18 protein-coding genes are annotated in these 21,603 nt (G+C 62.6%); 9 read left to right on the forward strand and 9 right to left on the reverse strand.

Annotated features, from left to right (window positions below):
* The first annotated feature begins 44 nt into the window (after positions 1-44).
* The 7 genes from ACN8M7_RS20875 (at position 45) to cobA (ending at position 11,013) form a co-directional block, all read left to right on the forward strand.
* Positions 45-488, forward strand: coding sequence for a thioesterase family protein (locus ACN8M7_RS20875; protein ID WP_490262044.1), 444 nt, complete (start codon positions 45-47; stop codon positions 486-488).
* A gap of 717 nt (positions 489-1,205) precedes the next feature.
* Complete coding sequence (locus ACN8M7_RS20880; protein WP_490262045.1) at positions 1,206-2,417, forward strand: nitrate/nitrite transporter; 1,212 nt, start codon at positions 1,206-1,208, stop codon at positions 2,415-2,417.
* Positions 2,418-2,686: 269 nt separating this feature from the next.
* Entirely contained in the window at positions 2,687-4,354 is a 1,668-nt protein-coding gene (locus ACN8M7_RS20885) for a bifunctional protein-serine/threonine kinase/phosphatase (RefSeq protein ID WP_490262046.1), read from the forward strand.
* Between the two features lie 306 nt (positions 4,355-4,660).
* Positions 4,661-7,117 (forward strand): nitrite reductase large subunit NirB, encoded by a 2,457-nt coding sequence (nirB, locus tag ACN8M7_RS20890; protein WP_490262047.1) that lies wholly within the window; start codon positions 4,661-4,663, stop codon positions 7,115-7,117.
* Positions 7,114-7,440, forward strand: coding sequence for a nitrite reductase small subunit NirD (nirD, locus tag ACN8M7_RS20895; RefSeq protein WP_490262048.1), 327 nt, complete (start codon positions 7,114-7,116; stop codon positions 7,438-7,440). Before nirB ends, nirD begins: the two co-directional genes overlap by 4 nt.
* Positions 7,441-7,540: 100 nt before the next feature.
* Positions 7,541-10,258 (forward strand): nitrate reductase, encoded by a 2,718-nt coding sequence (locus ACN8M7_RS20900; protein WP_490262049.1) that lies wholly within the window; start codon positions 7,541-7,543, stop codon positions 10,256-10,258.
* Positions 10,259-10,269: 11 nt separating this feature from the next.
* Complete coding sequence (gene cobA / locus ACN8M7_RS20905) at positions 10,270-11,013, forward strand: uroporphyrinogen-III C-methyltransferase (protein WP_490262050.1); 744 nt, start codon at positions 10,270-10,272, stop codon at positions 11,011-11,013.
* Positions 11,014-11,078: 65 nt separating this feature from the next.
* Here cobA and ACN8M7_RS20910 read toward each other — a convergent pair whose 3' ends face one another.
* From ACN8M7_RS20910 to ppsA, 8 genes are all read right to left on the reverse strand, one after another.
* A complete protein-coding gene (locus tag ACN8M7_RS20910) occupies positions 11,079-12,059 on the reverse strand; it encodes an OmpA family protein (RefSeq protein ID WP_061237609.1) in 981 nt (326 codons plus the stop codon).
* A gap of 108 nt (positions 12,060-12,167) precedes the next feature.
* Entirely contained in the window at positions 12,168-12,758 is a 591-nt protein-coding gene (sigX, locus tag ACN8M7_RS20915; protein ID WP_036999656.1) for an RNA polymerase sigma factor SigX, read from the reverse strand.
* 82 nt (positions 12,759-12,840) lie between these two features.
* The gene (locus tag ACN8M7_RS20920; protein WP_061237608.1) at positions 12,841-13,665 is read right to left on the reverse strand and encodes a mechanosensitive ion channel family protein; all 825 of its coding nucleotides are present in this window, start codon (positions 13,663-13,665) and stop codon (positions 12,841-12,843) included.
* 1 nt (position 13,666) lies between these two features.
* Entirely contained in the window at positions 13,667-13,918 is a 252-nt protein-coding gene (locus tag ACN8M7_RS20925) for a CrfX protein (protein WP_197432127.1), read from the reverse strand.
* Positions 13,919-13,967: 49 nt separating this feature from the next.
* Positions 13,968-14,954 carry a zinc transporter ZntB gene (locus tag ACN8M7_RS20930; protein ID WP_490262051.1) on the reverse strand — a complete coding sequence of 329 codons (987 nt, stop codon included), beginning with the start codon at positions 14,952-14,954 and terminating at the stop codon, positions 13,968-13,970.
* Positions 14,955-14,958: 4 nt separating this feature from the next.
* Positions 14,959-15,447: a ribonuclease E activity regulator RraA gene (rraA, locus tag ACN8M7_RS20935; RefSeq protein ID WP_061237605.1), complete on the reverse strand. Its 489-nt coding sequence runs from the start codon at positions 15,445-15,447 to the stop codon at positions 14,959-14,961.
* Between the two features lie 189 nt (positions 15,448-15,636).
* Positions 15,637-16,626, reverse strand: a complete 990-nt coding sequence (locus ACN8M7_RS20940; RefSeq protein WP_490262052.1) for an alpha/beta fold hydrolase — start codon at positions 16,624-16,626, stop codon at positions 15,637-15,639.
* 169 nt (positions 16,627-16,795) lie between these two features.
* Positions 16,796-19,168 carry a phosphoenolpyruvate synthase gene (gene ppsA, locus ACN8M7_RS20945; RefSeq protein ID WP_490262053.1) on the reverse strand — a complete coding sequence of 791 codons (2,373 nt, stop codon included), beginning with the start codon at positions 19,166-19,168 and terminating at the stop codon, positions 16,796-16,798.
* On the opposite strand from ppsA, the gene ACN8M7_RS20950 reads away from it, so the two are divergent.
* Complete coding sequence (locus ACN8M7_RS20950) at positions 19,115-19,327, forward strand: hypothetical protein (protein ID WP_490262054.1); 213 nt, start codon at positions 19,115-19,117, stop codon at positions 19,325-19,327. The genes ppsA and ACN8M7_RS20950 overlap by 54 nt on opposite strands.
* An 83-nt stretch (positions 19,328-19,410) precedes the next feature.
* The gene (gene ppsR, locus ACN8M7_RS20955) at positions 19,411-20,229 is read left to right on the forward strand and encodes a posphoenolpyruvate synthetase regulatory kinase/phosphorylase PpsR (RefSeq protein ID WP_061237602.1); all 819 of its coding nucleotides are present in this window, start codon (positions 19,411-19,413) and stop codon (positions 20,227-20,229) included.
* A 66-nt stretch (positions 20,230-20,295) separates the two neighbouring features.
* On the opposite strand, the gene prpF is transcribed toward ppsR, so the two are convergent.
* Positions 20,296-21,495 carry a 2-methylaconitate cis-trans isomerase PrpF gene (gene prpF, locus ACN8M7_RS20960; RefSeq protein ID WP_490262055.1) on the reverse strand — a complete coding sequence of 400 codons (1,200 nt, stop codon included), beginning with the start codon at positions 21,493-21,495 and terminating at the stop codon, positions 20,296-20,298.
* Positions 21,496-21,603: the final 108 nt, after the last annotated feature.

Raw genomic sequence — 21,603 nt, forward strand, 5'->3', positions numbered from 1 at the left:
GGCTGCGGCTTACAATTGCGGTTTTTACGGACAATGGCCGCATCATGGCACGCCTGACCCTCGACTTTCCCGAAGACCAGTATTACTACAGCACCCACCTGACCGTGCGTGTCACCGACATCAATGGCGCCAACCATCTGGGCAACGACTCGATGATCTCGATGATTTCCGAGGCGCGCGCCCGTTTTCTCTTCGAGTTCGGCATCCGCGAAACCGATGGCAAAGGCACTGGCATCATCGTCACTGACCTGGCCACCACCTACCGGGCCGAAGCCCATGCGCGCGACCAGTTGCTGTTCGAAGTGGGTGTAATGGACTTCAACAAGTACGGCGGTGACATCACCTTCCGTATCACCCGCCCGGCTGACGGCGCGCTGGTGGCGATGGCCAAATCCGGCTTCGTGTTCTTCGACTACCTGCAGTCGAAGGTGGTGCCGATGCCTGAGTCCTTCAGCGCCAAGTTCCCCAAGGTCAATCGGCTCGACTGACTCAGCGATCCCAATGCTCAAGGGCTGCAGGAGAGCAGGTGTCTGGCAAAAACTTGCACAGTTATTGCTGCCAATACCGTGACACATTGGCATTCGTCTGCTACGCCTAGGTTCATAACAGAAAAAAAGGGGGATCGAGGATGACCGACACTTACCGCCGCGCCCGTCAGGCGGGGCTGCTGAGCAATCTGCTGGCACTCACCTTGCTGACTCTGCCACTCCCCACTCATGCAACCAGCGCTGTTCAACTCTCCAGCGTCCAATCTCAGGCCACTCTCAGCACCCAGCGCAGCTGAGCGCAATGCTCGCCCCATTCCGGGGCATAACCGGCGTAAACGCCTCGTTTTACGGCAGTACCAGGTGTGCCGAACCTGGGTAGCACCTGATCCCAGGGCCTCTGCTCGACTGGCCCAGTTCTTGCTTTTCCCTTATATCAGGCAGCCAACGGCGGCTACCTCCCTCATGACAAAGACGTCGCTTCACCTCGCCTAAATGGGCTGTGGTGGTGCGGCGTTTTTTTTCGTGTTCGCCCCAGTGACCGGGGCCGGTGCAGGCATCGCGATCCGAGCCTGCAGCGCAATCGCTCAAACCTGCTGTGGCTTTGGCCGCAGGGCTCTGCACCACAAGTGCAAGGCCTTCCCGGCAGACGCGGCCGCCGTGTCCACGACCACGGTTCGCCGCGCCTGGCCGGGCTCCTTCTCGCTGATGAGGTGATCGATGAATACAAGTTTCTGGAAAGCCGGCCATGCCCCCACCCTGTTTGCCGCCTTCCTCTATTTCGACCTGAGTTTCATGGTCTGGTACCTGCTCGGCCCACTGGCGGTACAGATCGCCACCGACCTTGACCTCAACGCCCAGCAACGGGGCCTGATGGTGGCCACACCGATTCTCGCCGGTGCCGTTCTGCGCCTGTTGATGGGCTTTCTCGCTGACCGTCTGTCGCCGAAGACTGCCGGCCTGCTCGGCCAGGTGGTGGTGATCACCGCGCTGTTCTGCGCCTGGCAGATCGGCATCGGCAGCTACGAACAGGCGCTGCTGCTCGGCCTGTTCCTCGGTTTCGCCGGTGCCGCCTTCGCCGTCGCCCTGCCGCTGGCCTCGCAGTGGTACCCGCCGCAGCACCAGGGCAAGGCCATGGGCATTGCCGGCGCCGGTAACTCCGGCACCGTACTGGCGGCGCTGTTCGCTCCCGGCCTGGCGGCGCTGTCCGGCTGGCAGAACGTGTTTGGCTGGGCGCTTATCCCATTGCTGGCGACCCTGGTGATCTTCGCCCTGACGGCCAGGAATGCGCCGGAGCGACCCAAGGCCAAAGCCTTCGGCGACTACCTCAAGGCACTCGGCGACCGCGACAGCTGGTGGTTCATGTTCTTTTACAGCGTCACCTTTGGCGGCTTCATCGGCCTGGCCAGCGCCCTGCCCGGCTACTTCAGCGATCAGTACGGGCTGAGCCCGGTAACCGCCGGCTACTACACAGCCGCCTGCGTGTTCGCCGGCAGCCTGCTGCGGCCGCTGGGCGGCGCCCTGGCCGACCGCATCGGCGGTATTCGTACCTTGCTGATGATGTACACCATCGCCTCGCTTTGCATCGCGGTGGTTGGCTTCAACCTGCCCAGCGCGAGCGCTGCCCTGGCCTTCTTCGTCGCGGCCATGCTCGGCCTTGGTGCCGGCAATGGCGCGGTATTCCAGCTGGTACCGCAGCGTTTTCGCAGAGAAATCGGCGTAATGACCGGGCTGATCGGCATGGCCGGCGGCATCGGCGGTTTCTTCCTCGCCGCGGGCTTGGGCACCATCAAGCAGCACACCGGCGACTACCAGCTGGGCCTGTGGCTGTTCGCCAGCCTCGGTCTGCTGGCCTGGGTCGGCCTGCACGGCGTCAAGCAGCGCTGGCGCACCACCTGGGGCAGCGCGGCGGTGACCGCTGCCCGGGTATGAGCGAATGGGCGGGTCGCGCCTCGACGATCCACCCAGTTGCCCGGTGTCGTAGGGTGGATGACGCTTTTTCATCCACCTGATGGCACCGCTGGATCGCTAAAGCGTGATCCACCCTAGGCTCAAAATGAAGGTTTGCGGCAAAGGCGGGACCGCATTGCACTAGTCAGGTAAAGCGGGTGCAGTCGACAACGACGCACTCGTGTCACGGGCCTGGGGCCCTGCCTTTGCCTGAACCCTGCCCCTAATAACCGTTCTACGGGAACCGCCCCATGACACTGCGACTGAGCATCGGCGAAACCAGCGCCACCGGCCCGCGCAGCGAGAATCAGGATGCCTTGCGTGTGGTTACCCCGGCACCGGCACTGGCGGCCAGCAAGGGCTACCTGCTTGGCCTCGCTGATGGCGTCAGCCAGTGCGCTGACGGCGGCCTGGCGGCCCGCGCGACCCTGCAGGCACTGGCACTGGACTACTACTCCACGCCCGAAACCTGGCCAGTACAGCACAGTCTGGACCGTCTGCTGATCGCACATAACCGCTGGCTGCAGGCCAACGGCGGCGGCCAGCCACTGCTGACCACCCTCACTGCTCTGGTGCTGCGCGGCCGTCGCTACACCCTGGCGCATATCGGCGACAGCCGCGCCTACCTGTGGCGCGATGATCAACTGCAGCGCCTGACCGAAGACCATGTCTGGGAACAGCCGGGCATGCAGCACGTGCTCAAGCGTGCCATGGGCCTGGATCAACACCTGGTGGTGGACTACCGCGACGGCGAGCTGCAGGCCGGCGACCGTTTCCTGCTGGTCAGCGACGGCGTCTGGGCCTGCCTCAGCGACAAACGCATCGGTGAGCTGCTGCAACGCGACGATGCAGCCGAGGCGATCTGCCAAGCGCTGGTATACGAGGCCCACCGCGCTGGCAGCCAGGACAATGCCAGCGCCCTGCTGGTGCACGTCGAGCAGCTCCCCGAAGCCGCACTGGCCGACACCCTGGCCCAGCTCGAGCACTGGCCGTTGCCGCCGCGCCTGCGTGATGGTCAGGCGTTCGAAGGCTGGCAGGTCGAGCGGTTGCTCGGCGAATCGCGCCAGTCGCTGATCTACCGGGTGCACGATGCCGACCACCAACCCTGGCTGCTCAAGACCCTGCCCACCAGTCGCACTGGCGAGGAGCAGGCCGGCCCGGCGCTGCTGCAGGAGGAATGGTTCCTGCGTCGCGTTGCCGGGCGCCACTTCCCCGAGCTGCATGCCCTGCCGCAGCGCCAGCACCTGTATTACGTGCAGCGCGCTTATGCCGGTCAGACCCTCGCCGCGCGCCTGCGCCAGCATGGCCCGCTGAGCCTGGCCGACTGGCAGGACCTGGCGCCGCGTCTGATCAAGGCGCTCGGCCTGTTGCACAGGCGCAATATCATCCACCGCGACATCAAGCCGGAAAACCTGTTACTCGGCGACGACGGCGAACTGCGCGTGCTCGACTTCGGCCTGGCCTACTGCCCGGGCCTGTCCCGCGACGAGGCCCATAGCTTGCCCGGCACCCCCAGCTATATCGCCCCGGAAGCCTTCGCTGGCAGCCCGCCCAGCGCGCAACAGGACCTCTACGCCGCGGGCGTAACGCTCTATCACCTGCTCACCGGCCACTATCCCCATGGCGAAGTCGAGGCCTTCCAGCACCCGCGCTTCGGCCAGCCGACACCGGCCAGCCGCTATCGTCCGGACCTGCCGGCCTGGCTCGACGAGGTGCTCAAGCGCGCAGTTGCCGCTGATCCGGCGCAGCGCTTCGAGACCGCCGAACAGTGGCTGCTGGCCTTGGAAGGCAGCGAGCGCCAGTCGCTGAGCAATCACCCACGGCCACTGCTGGAGCGCGAGCCATTACTGGTGTGGCGCACCGTGGCGCTGATGTCGCTGCTGCTCAACCTGTTGCTGGCATTTCTGCTGCTCAAATAGCCGATTACGCACCAAGGCAGCGCGCAGCGCATCGCAAAGGTGCGCAGATGAACTCGGCTGATGCAGCAAAATGGCTGGAAAGCCTGGAAATCAGTGGCTTGATCGAGTTGGCACAAGGGCTGCATTCACAACGATCACGAACTACATAAGCACGACCTTCAACGACGAAGGCTGCATTTCCCGATAGAACGGGACCTGGACAAAGGCGTCCTCGCTAGGTGACTAGCGGGACGCCTTTTTTGTTTTTCTGGCCTGCCATTTCTGGCGGCCAGCTTTCCGTGACTATTGACTCAGGAGATAGCCGGCATGCAAAAACTCAAGCTGGTGATGATCGGCAACGGCATGGCGGGTGTACGCACCCTCGAAGAACTGCTCAAGCTCGCCCCCGACCTCTACGACATCACCGTGTTCGGCGCCGAGCCGCACCCCAACTACAACCGTATCCTGCTCTCCCCCGTGCTGGCCGGCGAACAGACCTTCGAAGAGATCGTACTCAACGATCTGAACTGGTACGCGGAAAACCACATCAAGCTGCTGCTAGGACGCAAGGTGGTCAAGATCGACCGCAAGAAGCGCCTGGTAATTGCCGACGATGGTAGCGAGGCCGAATACGACCGCCTGCTCATCGCCACCGGCTCCAACCCTTTCATCCTGCCGATCCCGGGCAAGGACCTGCAGGGCGTGATCGGCTATCGCGACATTGCCGACACCCAGATGATGATGGAAACGGCCAAGACTCATAAGCACGCGGTGGTCATCGGCGGCGGCCTGCTCGGCCTGGAGGCCGCCAACGGCCTCAAGCTGCGCGGCATGGACGTCACCGTGGTGCACATCGGCTGCTCGCTGCTGGAGCGTCAGCTCGACCGCACCGCTGGCGAGCTGCTGCAGAAGTCCCTGGAGGATCGTGGCCTGAAATTCTTCCTGCCCAAGCAGACCGCCGAGCTGCTGGACAACGGCGAGGGCCGTGTCTGTGCGGTGAAGTTCAAGGACGGTGAGGTGATTCCCGCCGACCTGGTGGTGATGGCCGCCGGTATCCGCCCCAACAGCGAGTTGGCCGAGAGCGCCGGGCTTGCCTGCAACCGCGGCATTCTGGTCAACGACACCATGCAAACCTTTGACCCGCGGGTTTACGCCATCGGTGAATGCGCCAGCCACCGCGGCATCGCCTACGGCCTGGTGGCGCCGCTGTTCGAGCAAGCCAAGGTCTGCGCCAACCACCTCGCCCAGCTCGGCTTCGCCCGCTACCAGGGCTCGGTGACCTCGACCAAGCTCAAGGTTACCGGCATCGACCTGTTCTCCGCCGGCGAATTCATGGGCGGTGAAGGCACCGAGACGATCACCCTTTCCGACCCCATCGGCGGCGTCTACAAGAAGCTGGTAATCAAGGACGACGTGCTGGTCGGCGCGTGCCTGTACGGCGACACCGCCGACGGCGGCTGGTACTTCCGCCAGATCCGCGAGCTGCACAACGTCAGCGAGATCCGCGACCACCTGATGTTTGGCGAAGGCGCCATCGGCGACGTCGGCCACCAGGGCGCCGACAAGACCGCCAACATGCCCGACAGCATGGAAGTGTGCGGCTGTAACGGCGTGTGCAAGGGCACCATCGTCAAGGCTATCCAGGAGAACGGTCTGTTCTCCGTCGACGAGGTCAAGAAGCACACCAAGGCTGCCAGCTCCTGCGGCTCCTGCGCCGGTCTGGTCGAGCAGATCCTGATCAGCACCGTCGGCGGCGCCGCCGACGTCAAGCCCAAGAGCGAGAAAGCCATCTGCGGCTGCAGCGACCTCAACCATGGGCAGATCCGCAAGGCGATCCGCGAGCAGCACCTGACATCCATGGCGCAGGCCATGGAGTTCCTCAACTGGAGCACGCCCAACGGCTGCGCCACCTGCCGCCCGGCGCTGAATTACTACCTGATCTCCACCTGGCCGGGCGAGGCCAAGGACGATCCGCAGTCGCGCCTGATCAACGAGCGCGCCCACGCCAATATCCAGAAGGATGGTACCTATTCGGTGGTGCCACGCATGTGGGGCGGCGTGACCAACCCTGCCGAGCTGCGCCGTATCGCCGACGTCGCCGACAAGTACAACGTGCCCATGGTCAAGGTCACTGGTGGCCAGCGTATCGACCTGCTGGGCATCAAGAAGGATGATTTGCCGGCTGTGTGGAAGGAGCTGGACATGCCCTCCGGCCACGCCTACGGCAAGTCCATCCGCACCGTGAAGACCTGCGTCGGCAGTGAGTTCTGCCGTTTCGGCACGCAGAACTCGACCCAGCTGGGCATCGACCTGGAACACGATCTGTTCAATATGTGGTCGCCGCACAAGGTCAAACTGGCGGTCTCCGGTTGCCCGCGCAACTGCGCCGAGGCCGGCATCAAGGACGTCGGCATCATCGGCGTGGACTCAGGGTTCGAGATCTACATCGGCGGCAACGGCGGAATCAAGACCGAAGTCGCTGAGTTCTTCGTCAAGGTCAAGACCGCCGAGGAGGTGCGCGAATACAACGCGGCCTTCCTCCAGTTGTACCGCGAGGAGGCCTTCTACCTCGAGCGCACCGTGCATTACATGCAGCGCGTCGGCATGGAACACATCAAGAAGGCGGTGCTGGAAGACGACACCAATCGCAAGTCACTGGCCGCGCGCCTGCACTACGCCCTGTCGTTCGAGCAGGACCCCTGGAAAGAGCGCATCGAAACGCCGCAACTGAAGAAAGAGTTCGACACCATCAAGGTTGCGCAACTCGAGGAGGCCTCCGTATGAACTGGCTGGATATCTGCGCCCTGGACGAAATCAACGTGCTCGGCTCGCGCATCGTCACCGGCCCCAAAGGCGACATCGCCATCTTCCGAACCGCGGCCGACGAGGTCTTCGCCCTCGACGACCGCTGCCCGCACAAGGGCGGTCCGTTGTCCCAGGGCTTGATCTACGGCAAGCGCGTGGCCTGCCCGCTGCATAACTGGCAGATCGAGCTGGAGTCCGGCGAGGCCGTGGCACCGGACGTAGGCTGCGCACACCGGCACCACGCCAAGGTGGAGAGCGGCCGGGTGTTGCTGGCCCTGAATACCGCCGAGAAATGTGCGTAAGCCGTAGGGTGGAAAACCGCGAAGCGTTTTCCACCGGTAACCCCGCGCATGAGTGGACAAGCACAGCGTTGTCCACCCTACGCCTGTAGGAGCCCGAACCATGGCCAGCCCCACTCAAATCACCGTCTCCACCTGCTGCTACTGCGGCGTGGGCTGCGGCGTACTGATCGAGCACGACGGCGAGCAGATCCTCGGCGTCGCCGGCGATCCCAGCCACCCGGCCAACTTCGGCAAGCTGTGCAGCAAGGGTTCGACCCTGCACCTGACCGGCGACCTCGACGCCCGCGCCCTTTACCCCGAGCTGCGCCTGGGCAAGGGCCTGGCCCGCACCCGCACGGACTGGGACAGCGCCCTCGACCACGCTGCGGCGGTGTTCGCCCAGACCATCCGCGAGCATGGCCCGGACAGCGTTGCCTTCTACATCTCCGGCCAGTTGCTGACCGAGGACTACTACGCCTTCAACAAGCTGGCTCGAGCCCTGGTCGGCACCAATAACATCGACTCCAACTCGCGCCTGTGCATGAGCTCTGCCGTGGTCGGCTACAAACGCAGCCTCGGCGCCGACGCCCCGCCTTGCAGCTATGAGGACATCGAGCAGAGCGACTGCCTGCTGATCGCCGGCTCCAACATGGCTTACGCCCACCCGGTGCTGTTCCGCCGGCTGGAAGAAGCCAAGGCCCGCCGTCCGCAGATGCAGATCATCGTCGTCGATCCGCGGCGCACCGACACCTGCGAACTGGCCGACCTGCACCTGGCGATCCTGCCTGGCACCGATGTCGCGCTGTTCCACGGCATCCTGCATATCCTGCTGTGGGAAGGCTGGGTCGACCGCAACTATATCGACGCCCACACCGAGGGCTTCGAAGCGCTGAAGAACCTGGTGCGCGACTATAGCCCGGCCGCCACCGCCGATATCTGTGGCATCAGCCTGGACGCGTTGCAGTGTTGCGCCGAACTGATCGGCAAAGCGCCGTCCTTCCTCTCGCTGTGGTGCATGGGGCTCAATCAGTCCAGCTCCGGCAGTGCGAAGAACAGCGCGCTGATTAACCTGCACCTCGCCACTGGGCAGATCGGCAAGCCTGGCGCCGGTCCCTTCTCGCTGACCGGCCAACCCAATGCCATGGGCGGCCGCGAAACTGGGAGCTTGAGCAATCTGCTACCCGGCCATCGCGAGGCCAGCAACGCCGAGCATCGCGCTGAAGTCGCTGCCTACTGGGGCGTCGATGCCCTGCCAGAGACGCCGGGCCTGTCCGCCATCGAACTGTTCGATGCCGTACACGACGGACGCATCAAGGCGCTGTGGATCGCCTGCACCAACCCGGCGCAGTCACTGCCGAACCAGAACAAGGTGCACGAAGCCCTGGCCGCCTGCCCCTTCGTCGTGGTGCAGGAAGCCTTCTTCACCACCGAGACCTGCCGCTACGCCGACCTGCTGCTGCCTGCCGCCAGTTGGGGAGAGAAGGAAGGCACGGTGACCAACTCCGAGCGCCGCGTCAGTCATGTACGCCGCGCCGTGCCAGCGCCCTTCGATGCGCGGCCCGATTGGTCGATCACCTGCGACTTCGCTCGTCGCCTGGAACAACTGCTCCGCCCCGGCCTGCCCAGCCTGTTCGACTTCGCCAGCGCCGAAGCGCTGTTCGAGCAATACAAGCACCTGACCGCCCAGCGCGACCTCGATCTGTCGGGGCTGAGCTACGCGCTGCTTGATGACCAAGGTCCCCAGCAATGGCCGTTCCCGTCCGGAGCCCGCCAAGGCACCGAGCGACTCTACAGCGACGGCCACTTCCCCACCCCAAGCGGACGCGCGCAGTTCCATGCCGACCCGTACCGCGCACCGAAGGAAAAGCGCGAGGCGCGCTATTCGCTCACCCTCAATACCGGCCGCCTGCGCGACCAGTGGCACGGCATGAGCCGCACCGGCACCGCCGCGCGCCTGTTCGGCCATGTCGAGGCCGCCGTGCTCGGCCTGCATCCGGACGAGTTGCGCCGCCGTCGCCTGCACGACGGCGACCTGATCAAGCTGCGTAGCCGCCGCGGCAGCCTGATCCTGCCGGTGCAGGCCGATGACTCAGTGCGTCCCGGCCAGGCCTGGCTGCCCATGCACTGGGGCGACCGCTTCCTCAAGGGCCTGGGCACCAACGTGCTGACCCAGCCGGCCTTCGATCCGCTGTCCAAGCAGCCGGAACTCAAACATGCCGGGGTCGAGGTGGACAAGGTCGCGCTGCCCTGGCAACTGTTCGCCCTGGTCGAGGGTGAGGTGCAGAGCCGCTTCGAGGCCCTGCGTCCGCTGTTCGAGGACTTCGCCTACGCCAGCCTCACCCCCACCGGGCGCGAACGCCCCGCTCTGCTGATCCGCGCCGCCAGCGCCTTGGCGCCGCAGCCAGAACTGCTGGAGCAGATCGACCGCCTGCTGCGTCTGCATGAAGGGCCAGTGCTGGCCTATGACGATCCGCGCCGTGCCGTGGGCAAACGCGTGCGCATCGAGGACGGCCGCATCGTCAGCATTCGCCTGGCCGGTGAAACCGCCGCCAGCGAATGGCTCAGAAGCCTGTGGCTGGACGGCCAGGCCGACGCCGACTTGCGCCGCTGGCTGCTCGCCCCGGTCTCAGCACCGCCAGGCAATGCAGCCACCAGCAGCCACGGCAAGACCCTGTGCAACTGCCTGAACGTCAGCGAAAGCGCGGTGTGCGCCGGCATTGCACGCGGCCTGGATCTCGACGGCCTCAAGCAGGAGCTCAAGTGTGGCACCAGTTGTGGCTCCTGTGTCCCCGAAATCAAACGCCTGCTGGCTATCCGCCCGCTTGCAGTCAACGCCTAGAGGAACGCGATATGAACGCAAAAGTCTGGCTGGTGGGCGCGGGCCCAGGTGATCCCGAGCTGCTGACCCTCAAGGCGGTCAAGGCGCTAAGCCAGGCCGACGTCGTGATGATCGACGACCTGGTCAACCCAGACGTATTGGAACACTGTCCTGGCGCTCGTATCGTCTCGGTAGGCAAGCGCGGCGGCTGTCGCTCAACGCCGCAGGCTTTCATTCATCGCCTGATGCTGCGCTATGCGCGCCAGGGCAAGTGCGTGGTCAGGCTGAAAGGCGGCGACCCCTGCATCTTCGGCCGCGGCAGTGAAGAAGCCGACTGGCTCGGCGCGCACGGCATCGAAGTGGAGATGGTCAATGGCATCACTGCAGGTCTGGCCGGCGCCACCAACTGCGGCATTCCTCTGACCCTCAGAGGCGTGGCGCGTGGCGTAACCCTGGTCACGGCGCATACGCAGGACGACAGCACGCTGAACTGGCAGGCGCTGGCGCAAAGCGGCACGACGCTGGTGATCTATATGGGAGTGGCCAAGCTGGCAGACATACAGGCCGGCTTACTAGCTGGCGGCATGGCGCCTGACATGCCGGTGGCGATGATCGAGAGCGCCTCTCTGCCTGAGCAGCGGGAGTTCCGTAGCAGCCTGCTAAGGATGCAAGCCGACGCCGTCGCCTTCGCCCTCAAGAGCCCTGCCATCCTGGTGATAGGTGCCGTGGCCGCGACAGGTCTACAGGCCGACCTTCCGCTGTCGCGGCAGGCCTGAGGCGGATTTTCTACAGGCAAAGAAAAACCCGGCCGGAGCCGGGTTTTCTTAAAGCACCAGATCGATTACTGCTGAACCTGAGCTTCTACTTCTGCTTCAACGCGACGGTTGATGGCACGGCCATCGGCAGTGGCGTTGTCAGCAACCGGACGGGTCTCACCGTAACCGGCAGTGTTCACGCGGCTACCGTCAACACCATACTGGTTGACCAGAACTTCACGCACGGCTTTAGCACGGCGCTCGGACAGTTTCTGGTTGTAAGCGTCGCTACCAACGGAGTCGGTGTGACCTTCAACAGTGGTGGTGGTCTGCGGGTACTGGTTCATGAAGTCAGCCAGGTTCTTGATGTCACCGTAGCTTTCTTCTTTCACGCGGTCTTTGTCGAAGTCGAACTTGACGTCCAGCTCAACGCGAACAGCTTCCATTGCCGGCTCCGGAGCAGGCTCAGGCATCGGCTCGGGTGCAGCCGCTACGACCGGAGCAGGAGCAGGCTTGCTGCCGCCACCGAAGTTCAGACCAACACCCACGCCGGCTTGCCACTCGGTGTCGCCCTGGTCGATGTTGTACAGAGCGTCGACGCCAGCACGGGCGTAGAACATTTCGGTGAAGTAGTACTTGGCGCCAGCGCCAGCGATGGCCAGGGTGGAATGGTTACGACCACCGCTGTTGGCGTCGCCGATGCTCTGATGGCCGAAACCAGCAGAAACGTACGGACGCAGACCAACACCCGGCTGACCGAAGTGGTAGATAGCCTTCAGGTCGGTCAGGTTGCCCTTGATGTTCTTGCTGCCTTGCGAACCTTCGCCACGCAGATCGTGGTATTCGCCGTAGGACAGTGCCAGCTCGACGTCGTCAGTCAGGTAGTAGCCGATGCTGCCACCGAACAGATTGCCTTCGTTGTGCGCGTAATCACGCTGAACGTCGGTGAAGTAGCGATTGACGAAGCCCTCCACCTCGACAGCGCCTTGGCCTTGCGCCAGCGCGCCGAAAGAGGTTGCGGCGACGAGAGAGCCAATGACTACGCCCAAGGTGTTTTTTACTTTCATCCGTTAAATCCCCATCTTGGTGGTTAATAAGTCGCCGTTAACTTCAGTCGGCAACTTGCTGGCGATTTTATCAGGTATCGCCACTCCCTTAGTGGTCGGAAAGCTGAACTAAGTTTCGGAAGTGTCCGAAAATTTATCCCGCAACCGATCCAATGCTCGCTTGTAGCGCATTTTGGTTGCGCTCAAGCCCATGTGCATGATGTCGGCAATCTCTTGAAACTCGAGTTCGGCGACAAAACGCAACACCAGAATCTCGCGGTCGATCGGGTTGACGTGTACCAACCAGCGATCCAGACCGCCGCGCTCCTCGACTTTGGGTGTCTTGTCGTCGGAAGCTTCTTCGAGCGGATCCAAACTTAAAGCGTCGATCAACCGACGCTTACGCCGCTCTTTTCGATATTGAGTAATGCATTCGTTGTAGGTGATGCTGTATAGCCAGGTTTTGAACTTGGACTTACCCTCAAAGTTCTTGAGGCCATAAAGAACTTTGAGCATGACCTCCTGACAGACATCATCAGCATCCCTTTCGTTCCCTAAATAACGCGCACAAACGTTAAATAATGTTCGCTGGTAGCGACGCATCAGCTCTTCATACGCACGAGTGATGTGAAACAACTCGTCGTGGGCGCGCGCCACCAGCTCTTCATCGGTGAGCTCGCGGGGGTCGTAGCGCGTGGGCAGGGCTTGAGCTTTGTTCAAAACGAGTCGGGCCGACGGTCAGGACGAAAAGTGCCCGGCAGGTCACACCTGTCGGGCAGCTGCATAAAATAACAGATTGGCGTCAGCGACTGTTCACGCGTTGCTCGAGCATCACTCGATTTGCCACCGATACCAGCTCACCAGTATCGGTCAACAGGGTGGTTTTCACTGTGCCGATCTCTTCGATCTGCCCTTCGACATCACCAACCTGCACTTGTTGCCCGACTTCATACAGTTCGCGCACGTAGATGCCTGCGAGGATCTGACTGGCGATGTCGCGGCTACCCAGACCCAGCGCCAATGCGACCGCCAGGCCAACGGAGATCAGCACGATGGCGATCACGTTGTTGAGCAGATCGGTCTTGACCTCCAGCTGGCCGATTGCCACCGAGATGCTGATGATGATCACCAGGCCCTGCGCCACCCGGCCCAGGCCGTGGGCGTATTCCAGACCAACGCCCTCGGCGGCGCCACGCACCAGACTGCTGACCAACTGCGCCAGCAGCACACCGGCCAGCAACACCAGCGCGGCACCGAAGACCTTGGGCAGATACAGGGCCAATACGTCGAGAGTGGCGGAGACGCGCTGCAGGCCCAGCGATTCAGCTGCGGAAACCAGAAAGATCAGCAGCACGAACCAGTAGACGATTTTGCCGATCAGGGTCGAGACCGAGGCGTGGATGCCAACGCGTGCCAGCAGCTTGGTCAGACCGGTACCCATCATCAGGCGATCCAGGCCGACCTTGCCCAGTAGCTTGGACAGCAAGGTGTCGAGCAGCTTGGCGACGACGAAGCCGAGCAGCACCAGTACCAGCGCGACGAACAGGTTGGGGATGAAGCCGGCAACCTTGGTCCACAGGGCAGTCATCGCGGAGATCAGGCTTTGGGTCCAGGGATCGAGTTCCATTTCAGTCAGCCTTGTCAGCAGAAGCAGAGGATTGGTTACGGCGCGAAACCGGCGCCACATGCGCCGAACCGTTGTTCAGGGCGATCATCAGCGCCTGGGCCCAGTGCCCCATCAGGCTGAACAGATCGCCAGCACCGACCTGGCGGTTGGCGGTCTTGAGAACCCGGTGCAGGCAAGCATCGTCGTCATGGGTGGACGGCGAGGACTTGAGCAAATCGCGTAGAGACTCTTCGAATGGATCGTGCATGCGCACCTCACGGGATGTCACGGCTAGACGAAGTAGCCGACGGATGAGTCACACATCACAGCCAACGCCAACGGCGAAAAAGCAGCAGTTGCCCCACCGCCAGAAGCATCATGAGGCCGCAAGCGACGAAGAAACCAGTGGGGTTGTCTGCCCCCGGAATGCCGCCGACGTTGATGCCCAGCAGCCCGGTCAGGAAGCTCAGCGGCAGGAACAGGCCGGTAATCACGGTGAACCTGTACATGATCCGATTCATGCGCTCGCCAAGCCGGCTGCTTTCGGCCTCGAGCACCAGGCTGACCCGTTCGCGAATCAGCTCCAGCTCTTCGAGATAGCGCGTCAGCCTGTTGTTGAGCTCGTTCCAGTAGTCATCATCGTCCTCGACGAACCATGGCTGCTTGTTACGTGCCAGCTGCGCATAGAGATCACGTTGCGGCGCCAGGAATCGGCGCAGGCTGGCAGCGCGTCGACGCACCTGCAGCATCAGGCCGTGATCCGGACGGTAGCACTCGTCTTCGTCAAGACGATCTTCCTCGTCGTCGAGTTGCTCGCTCAGCTCGGTCACCAGGTCGTCGACTCGACTGGTCAGGTGACGCGCCAGCTCCAGCAGCAGCTCGGAGGACGTTTTGGGGCCCTTGCCGGCCCGCAGATCGGCGATCAGGACCTCGGTCGCCAGCAGCGGGCGCAGACGCAGGGAGATGATGCGCTTGGCATCGGCGAAGATGCGCACCGACACCATGTCTTCTGGCTCGGCGCCCGGGTTGCGGTTGACCCCACGCAGGAAGATCAGCAACTCGTTGTCGGGCAACGGCAGCAGCCGCGGCCGGGTGTTCTCTTCCAGCAGCAGATCACAGCTGAACTCATCCAGGCCACTGTACTCACGCAACCAGTGCTGCGATTGCATCCGTCCACGGTCCCAGTGCAGCCAGAGGCTTTCCTGCTCGGCTAGCTGCAGTCTGTCCAATTGTTCACGGCTGATGCTGCGTGCGCCACCATGGCCATCGAGCACGAAGGCATGCAGCAGCGCCGAATCCTGATCCTGCATCGGCTTATTCCGGCATGTTCAGAGCTTGTGGAGAGACGATGACACCATTGTTGTCGGCGTACAGGTAATCGCCCGGCTTGAAGGTCACGCCGCCGAAGGTGACGGGGACATTCAGGTCGCCGATACCGCGCTTATCGGTCTTCATCGGATGACTGGCCAGAGCCTGTACGCCGAGGTCGGTCTGAGCGATGACGTCGACGTCACGAATACAGCCGTAGACCACGATGCCTTCCCAGCCATTCTTGGCCGCCTTTTCCGCCAGCATGTCGCCGAGCAGTGCGCGCCGCAGCGAGCCGCCGCCATCCACGACCAGCACCTTGCCCTGCCCTGGCAGATCGACCTGCTCCTTCACCAGCGAGTTGTCTTCATGGCACTTGATGGTGACGATCTGACCACCAAAGGAATCGCGACCACCGTAGTTGGCGAACATCGGCTCGACAACCTGAACCAGCTCCGGGTAGGCATCGCACAGATCGGGGGTGATGTAGTGCATGACAGAACTCCTTTCGACGATGAATGAGCAAGCAGCCACCTCAATGGACCTGGCCGGCGCGGGACAATTCAGCAGCAGGACTCGCTGGCAATGAACCGCAAGCGGCCAGTAGATCGGTAAATGACTACCTGAGCACGATGCGTCACATGTTACCGGTAAGCACCCCGCGAAGGAACGCTTGTGACAGCCTCAGGCTCCCGCCACAGAGGCATTCTCGGCAAAACCGACAGGCAATTGCAGATGCTGCAACCAGTACTCGGCCAGTGGCCACACCTCGCGCTGCGCCTCCTTGCTCACCAGCATTTCGACATGGCCGAAGTCACTGGAGAAGCCGTTGTCCTTGCCCAGCAAGAGAAATTGGGCCGGCGCCGCACTGCACTGCTCCAGCAGCTTGCGACAGGCCCAGACAGGGTCCTGGTGATCGGCGGCCGCCCCCACGGCGAGAATGGGCATACGCACCTGGGTCAGACCAGCCCACCAGTCGCGCTCAGCATCCGCGAAACGTCCGAATAACCTGAGCCAGCGCAAGGTCTCCAGCGCCAGCCCGATCGGTTCGTCTTCAGGGCCACGCTTGAGACGCCGCCCGGACAGATAGGGAAAGGCGCGCAACAACAGGCGACCGCCCCACTCCACCGGCGGCAGCTTCAACGGCCAGTAGACGCGGCTGACCTGGCTGCCAAACAGCGCCGCCGAGCGCGCATGCGATTGCGTGAGGTATTCGCCGCCTAGCGCCGCCGCCAGAATCACTCCACCCAGCGAGTGGCCGATCCAGTGCGCAGCCTGGCCCGTCTGCTCGAAGATGAAATCGCCGATCGCCGGCAGGTCGTAACGCACATACTGCGCAACGCTATTGTTTCGATAGCTTTCGTTGCGCGGTGACAGCCCGTGGCCGCGCATCTCGGCGATCCACACATCGAACCCGGCGCGCGCCAGGTAAGCCCCCAGACCAATGCCCTTGGGCGAGTACCAGAAGCGCCGATTGGAAAAACTGCCATGCAGCAATACCACGGGCACGCCACGTTCGCCTTCTGAACCTGCGCGACCGAGCCGGGTCAGGGCCAGCTCGACGCTCGAGTCAGGGCTGTTGTTGGGCTTGAGGAGATAGACGTCCTCACTGAGATCGCCGCGCAACTCGGCACTCATCAGGGAGACGGGAAAAAGCTCACTACTGCTTTGCATGGATCGGGGGACCGCACTGGCGAGATGCCACAAAAGAATAACGACACGCACAAAAAACCGCCGGGAGCGACGTGCATATCGCTGGCGACGGCTTGGGGTGGCTGGCTAAACGCGATGGCCAGCAAAAAGGGCGGGATCAACCCGCCCTGTTTCGGATCGGTCATCGACCTCAGGCAGGCTGAGTTTCAGCCAGGAAGAACCAGGTGTCGAGTACCGAGTCCGGGTTCAACGAGACACTCTCGATACCCTGCTCCATCAACCACTTGGCCAGATCCGGATGGTCCGACGGGCCCTGACCGCAGATGCCGATGTACTTGCCGGCGTTGTTGCAGGCGGCAATGGCATTGGCCAGCAGCTTCTTCACGGCCGGATTACGCTCATCGAACAGATGGGCGACGATGCCGGAGTCACGGTCCAGGCCCAGGGTCAGCTGGGTCAGGTCGTTGGAACCAATGGAGAAACCGTCGAAGAATTCGAGGAATTCCTCGGCCAGGATGGCGTTGGACGGCAGCTCGCACATCATGATGACCTTCAGGCCATCCTGACCACGGGCCAGGCCATTGCTGGCCAGCAGCTCGACCACTTGCGAGGCCTCACCCAGAGTGCGCACGAAGGGCACCATGATCTCGACGTTGGTCAGGCCCATCTCGTTGCGCACTTTCTTCAGCGCACGGCATTCCAGCTCGAAGCAATCGCGGAAGGATTCGCTGATGTAGCGCGAAGCACCACGGAAGCCCAGCATCGGGTTCTCTTCTTCCGGCTCGTACAGCTTTCCGCCGATCAGGTTGGCGTATTCGTTGGACTTGAAGTCCGACAGACGCACGATGACCTTCTTCGGCCAGAAGGCCGCGGCCAGGGTGCTGATGCCTTCAACCAGTTTCTCGACGTAGAAGTCGACCGGGTCGCCGTAGCCGGCGATGCGCTTCTCGACGCTGTCCTTGATCTCCGGCGGCAGGCCGGCGAAGTTCAGCAGCGCTTTCGGGTGCACACCGATCATGCGGTTGATGATGAACTCCAGACGGGCCAGGCCCACACCTTCGTTCGGCAGCTGGGCGAAGTCGAAGGCGCGGTCCGGGTTGCCGACGTTCATCATGATCTTGAACGGCAGGTCCGGCATGGCATCGACCGAGTTCTTGCGAATGTCGAAGCCCAGCTCGCCTTCGAAGATGAAGCCGGTGTCGCCTTCGGCGCAGGATACCGTGACGCCCTGGCCATCCTTCAGCACGCTGGTGGCGTTGCCGCAGCCGACCACGGCCGGAATACCCAGCTCACGGGCGATGATCGCGGCGTGGCAGGTACGGCCGCCACGGTTGGTGACGATGGCGCTGGCGCGCTTCATCACCGGCTCCCAGTCCGGGTCGGTCATGTCGGAGACCAGCACGTCGCCTGGCTGCACTTTGTCCATCTCGGACACATCATGGATCACGCGGACCTTGCCGGCGCCGATACGCTGACCGATGGCGCGACCTTCGACCAGTACGGTGCCCTTCTCTTTCAGCAAGTAGCGCTCCATCACGGTGGCGCTGGAACGGCTCTTCACGGTTTCCGGGCGGGCCTGCACGATGTACAGCTTGCCGTCGTCACCGTCCTTGGCCCACTCGATGTCCATCGGGCGGCCGTAGTGCTTCTCGATGATCAGCGCCTGCTTGGCCAGCTCGCTGACCTCGGCGTCGGTGATGCAGAAGCGTGCGCGCTCGGCGCGGTCGACTTCGACGGTCTTGACCGAACGACCGGCCTTGGCCTCGTCGCCGTAGATCATCTTGATCGCCTTGCTGCCCAGGTTGCGCCGCAGGATCGCCGGGCGGCCCGCTTCCAGGGTTGGCTTGTGCACGTAGAATTCGTCGGGGTTGACCGCACCTTGCACCACGGTTTCACCGAGGCCATAGGCGCCGGTGATGAACACCACGTCACGGAAGCCCGACTCGGTATCCAGGGTGAACATCACGCCGGCGGTACCGGTTTCCGAGCGCACCATGCGCTGCACGCCAGCAGACAGAGCGACCAGCTTGTGGTCGAAGCCCTGGTGCACGCGGTAGGCAATGGCGCGGTCGTTGAACAGCGAGGCGAATACTTCCTTGGCAGCGCGGATCACGTTGTCCACACCGCGGATGTTGAGGAAGGTTTCCTGTTGGCCGGCGAAGGATGCGTCCGGCAGGTCTTCGGCGGTGGCGGAGGAACGCACGGCCACGGCCATGTTGTCGTTGCCAGCACTCATGGTGGCGAAGGCTGCGCGGATCTGTTTGTCCAGCTCGGCGGGGAACTCGGCGTCCATCACCCACTGGCGAATCTGCGCGCCGGTCTTGGCCAGGGCGTTGACGTCGTCGACGTCGAGGGCGTCGAGGGCAGCGTGAATCTGCGCGTTCAGGCCGCTTTGCTCGAGGAAGTCGCGGTAAGCCTGAGCCGTAGTGGCGAAACCGCCGGGAACCGAGACGCCGGCGCCAGCCAGATTACTGATCATCTCGCCGAGGGATGCGTTCTTGCCCCCCACATGCTCAACATCGTGATTGCCGAGCTTATCGAGGGAAACTACGTACTCTACCAAGGTGATCTCTCCACTAATATGTTGGAAAAGCTCAGAATCTGCGTAAAGCCATGCGCCTTGCATGCCTCTTGCTCGCAAGCCTTTACACAAATTCTTGGGGGGCTGGATGTTCTGGAGACACGCTGCCGCCAGATTGTCGCCTTACCCTTGAATAAGTAACAATGCCGAAACCCCGTGGGGCCGGCGAAAAACGCGGCCTATCATAGCCAAGAATCGAACTCAGCTTAAGGCCTTTGGCGCAAATGAAACGAACCGCTTTCTTCATCTCCGACGGCACCGGCATCACGGCCGAGACTCTGGGTCAGAGCTTGCTCGCGCAGTTCGAGAATATTCAATTCACGAAACTCACGCGTCCTTATATCGACAGCGTCGATAAAGCGCGCGCCATGGTACAACAAATCGATGCTGCCGCAGAAAGGGACGGCATCCGCCCGATCATCTTCGACACCATCGTCAATCGCGATATTCGTGCGATCCTCGACACCGCAAATGGTTTCATGATCGACATCTTTTCCACCTTCCTCTCGCCACTGGAACAAGAGCTGAGCTCGCACTCCTCCTACTCCGTCGGCAAATCGCACTCCATCGGCCAGAACTCCAACTACATGGAGCGCATCGAAGCGGTCAACTTCGCCCTGGACAACGACGATGGCGCGCGCACGCACTATTACGACAAGGCGGATCTGATTCTGGTCGGCGTGTCGCGCTGCGGCAAAACGCCCACCTGCCTTTATATGGCCATGCAATACGGCATCCGCGCGGCCAACTACCCGCTGACCGAGGACGACATGGAGCGCCTGCAGCTACCCGAGTCGCTGAAGAAATACCGCGACAAGCTGTTCGGCCTGACCATCGACCCGGATCGCCTCACCGCCATCCGCCACGAGCGCAAGCCCAACAGCCGCTATGCCAGCTACGCCCAATGCGAGTTCGAGGTGCGCGAAGTCGAGGGCCTGTTCCGCCGAGAAAACATCGCCTTCATCAACTCCACACATTTTTCGGTGGAGGAGATTTCCGCCAAGATCCTGGTGGAGAAAGGTGTTGAGAGACGCCTTAAATAATCCTCGTAACTATCTGTTATAAAAGAGAAAAGACTCTAAACTTCGAGTCTTTTCTAGCTTAGATCCTCAGAAGCTTTCACCCGGCACCCGCACCGAGCCCTCCATCAGGATCCGGGCGCTGCGACTCATCACCGCCTTGGTCACCGTCCACTGACCGTCGATCATTTTTGCCTGGGCACCAACCCGCAAGGTGCCGGACGGGTGACCGAAACGCACCGCCTCGCGCTCGCCTCCGCCAGCCGCCAAGTTCACCAGGGTTCCCGGAATCGCCGCAGCCGTGCCAATGGCCACCGCGCAGGTGCCCATCATGGCGTGGTGCAGCTTGCCCATGGACAGCGCGCGCACCAACAGGTCGACCTCACTGGCCTTGACCTCCTTGCCGCTGGAAGTGCGGTAATCCTTGGGCGGACTGACGAAGGCGATCTTCGGGGTGTGCTGACGTGTCGCAGCCTCCTCGGCCGTCTTGATCAGACCCATGCGCAGCGCACCGGCAATGCGAATCTGCTCGAAGCGCGCCAGTTGCGCCGGGTCACCGTTGATAGCGTCGCGCAACTCAGTGCCTTGGTAGCCGATGTCTTCGGCGTTGACGAAGATGGTCGGAATACCCGCAGAGATCATGGTCGCCTTCAAGGTGCCCCCTTCTACAACACCAGCGGGCACTTCGAGGTCGTCCACCAGGTTGCCGGTGGGAAACATCGAACCGCCCTCCTCGCTGTCATCGGACGGATCGAGGAACTCCAGCACGATCTCCGCCGCCGGGAAGGTCACGCCATCCAGCTCGAAGTCGCCGGTTTCCTGCACCTGCCCCCCCGTGACCGGTACGTGGGCGATGATGGTTTTCTGGATATTGGCCTGCCAGATACGTACCACGCAGGTGCCGTTCTCGGGAATCCGCGTAGGGTCGATCAGACCAGCATGAATGGCGAAGGCACCGGCGGCAGTGGACAGGTTGCCGCAGTTGCCACTCCAGTCGACGAAGGCCTTGTCGATGGAGACCTGCCCGTAGAGGTAGTCGGCATCGTGCTCGGGCAGGCTGCTCTTCGACAGGATCACGCACTTGGAGGTGCTCGAGGTGGCGCCGCCCATACCGTCGATCTGCGCAGCGTACGGATCGGGGCTGCCGATCACGCGCATGAACAGCTTGTCGCGGGCCGCGCCCGGCACCTGGCAGCGCTCGGGCAGATCCTGCAGACGGAAGAACACGCCTTTACTGGTGCCGCCACGCATATAGGTGGCGGGGATTTTCACTTGCGGTAAATGGGACATACACGCAGCCCTGAAAAAGTAGCCCGGATGCAATCCGGGAATGACGGCGCCGTTCTCCCCGGATTGCATCCGGGCTACGTGCACCTTTGGGAGTTATGCCGGCCCATT

Source organism: Pseudomonas spartinae (assembly GCF_965197125.1).
Taxonomy (GTDB): Bacteria; Pseudomonadota; Gammaproteobacteria; order Pseudomonadales; family Pseudomonadaceae; genus Aquipseudomonas; species Aquipseudomonas composti_A.

Coding starts and splice junctions, on each gene's coding strand:
- ACN8M7_RS20875 (WP_490262044.1), top strand. CDS start 45: ATGGCACGCCTGACCCTCGACTTTCCCGAAGACCAGTATTACTACAGC.
- ACN8M7_RS20880 (WP_490262045.1), top strand. CDS start 1,206: ATGAATACAAGTTTCTGGAAAGCCGGCCATGCCCCCACCCTGTTTGCC.
- ACN8M7_RS20885 (WP_490262046.1), top strand. CDS start 2,687: ATGACACTGCGACTGAGCATCGGCGAAACCAGCGCCACCGGCCCGCGC.
- nirB (WP_490262047.1), top strand. CDS start 4,661: ATGCAAAAACTCAAGCTGGTGATGATCGGCAACGGCATGGCGGGTGTA.
- nirD (WP_490262048.1), top strand. CDS start 7,114: ATGAACTGGCTGGATATCTGCGCCCTGGACGAAATCAACGTGCTCGGC.
- ACN8M7_RS20900 (WP_490262049.1), top strand. CDS start 7,541: ATGGCCAGCCCCACTCAAATCACCGTCTCCACCTGCTGCTACTGCGGC.
- cobA (WP_490262050.1), top strand. CDS start 10,270: ATGAACGCAAAAGTCTGGCTGGTGGGCGCGGGCCCAGGTGATCCCGAG.
- ACN8M7_RS20910 (WP_061237609.1), bottom strand. CDS start 12,059: ATGAAAGTAAAAAACACCTTGGGCGTAGTCATTGGCTCTCTCGTCGCC.
- ACN8M7_RS20920 (WP_061237608.1), bottom strand. CDS start 13,665: ATGGAACTCGATCCCTGGACCCAAAGCCTGATCTCCGCGATGACTGCC.
- ACN8M7_RS20930 (WP_490262051.1), bottom strand. CDS start 14,954: ATGCAGGATCAGGATTCGGCGCTGCTGCATGCCTTCGTGCTCGATGGC.
- rraA (WP_061237605.1), bottom strand. CDS start 15,447: ATGCACTACATCACCCCCGATCTGTGCGATGCCTACCCGGAGCTGGTT.
- ACN8M7_RS20940 (WP_490262052.1), bottom strand. CDS start 16,626: ATGCAAAGCAGTAGTGAGCTTTTTCCCGTCTCCCTGATGAGTGCCGAG.
- ACN8M7_RS20950 (WP_490262054.1), top strand. CDS start 19,115: ATGCTCAACATCGTGATTGCCGAGCTTATCGAGGGAAACTACGTACTC.
- ppsR (WP_061237602.1), top strand. CDS start 19,411: ATGAAACGAACCGCTTTCTTCATCTCCGACGGCACCGGCATCACGGCC.
- prpF (WP_490262055.1), bottom strand. CDS start 21,495: ATGTCCCATTTACCGCAAGTGAAAATCCCCGCCACCTATATGCGTGGC.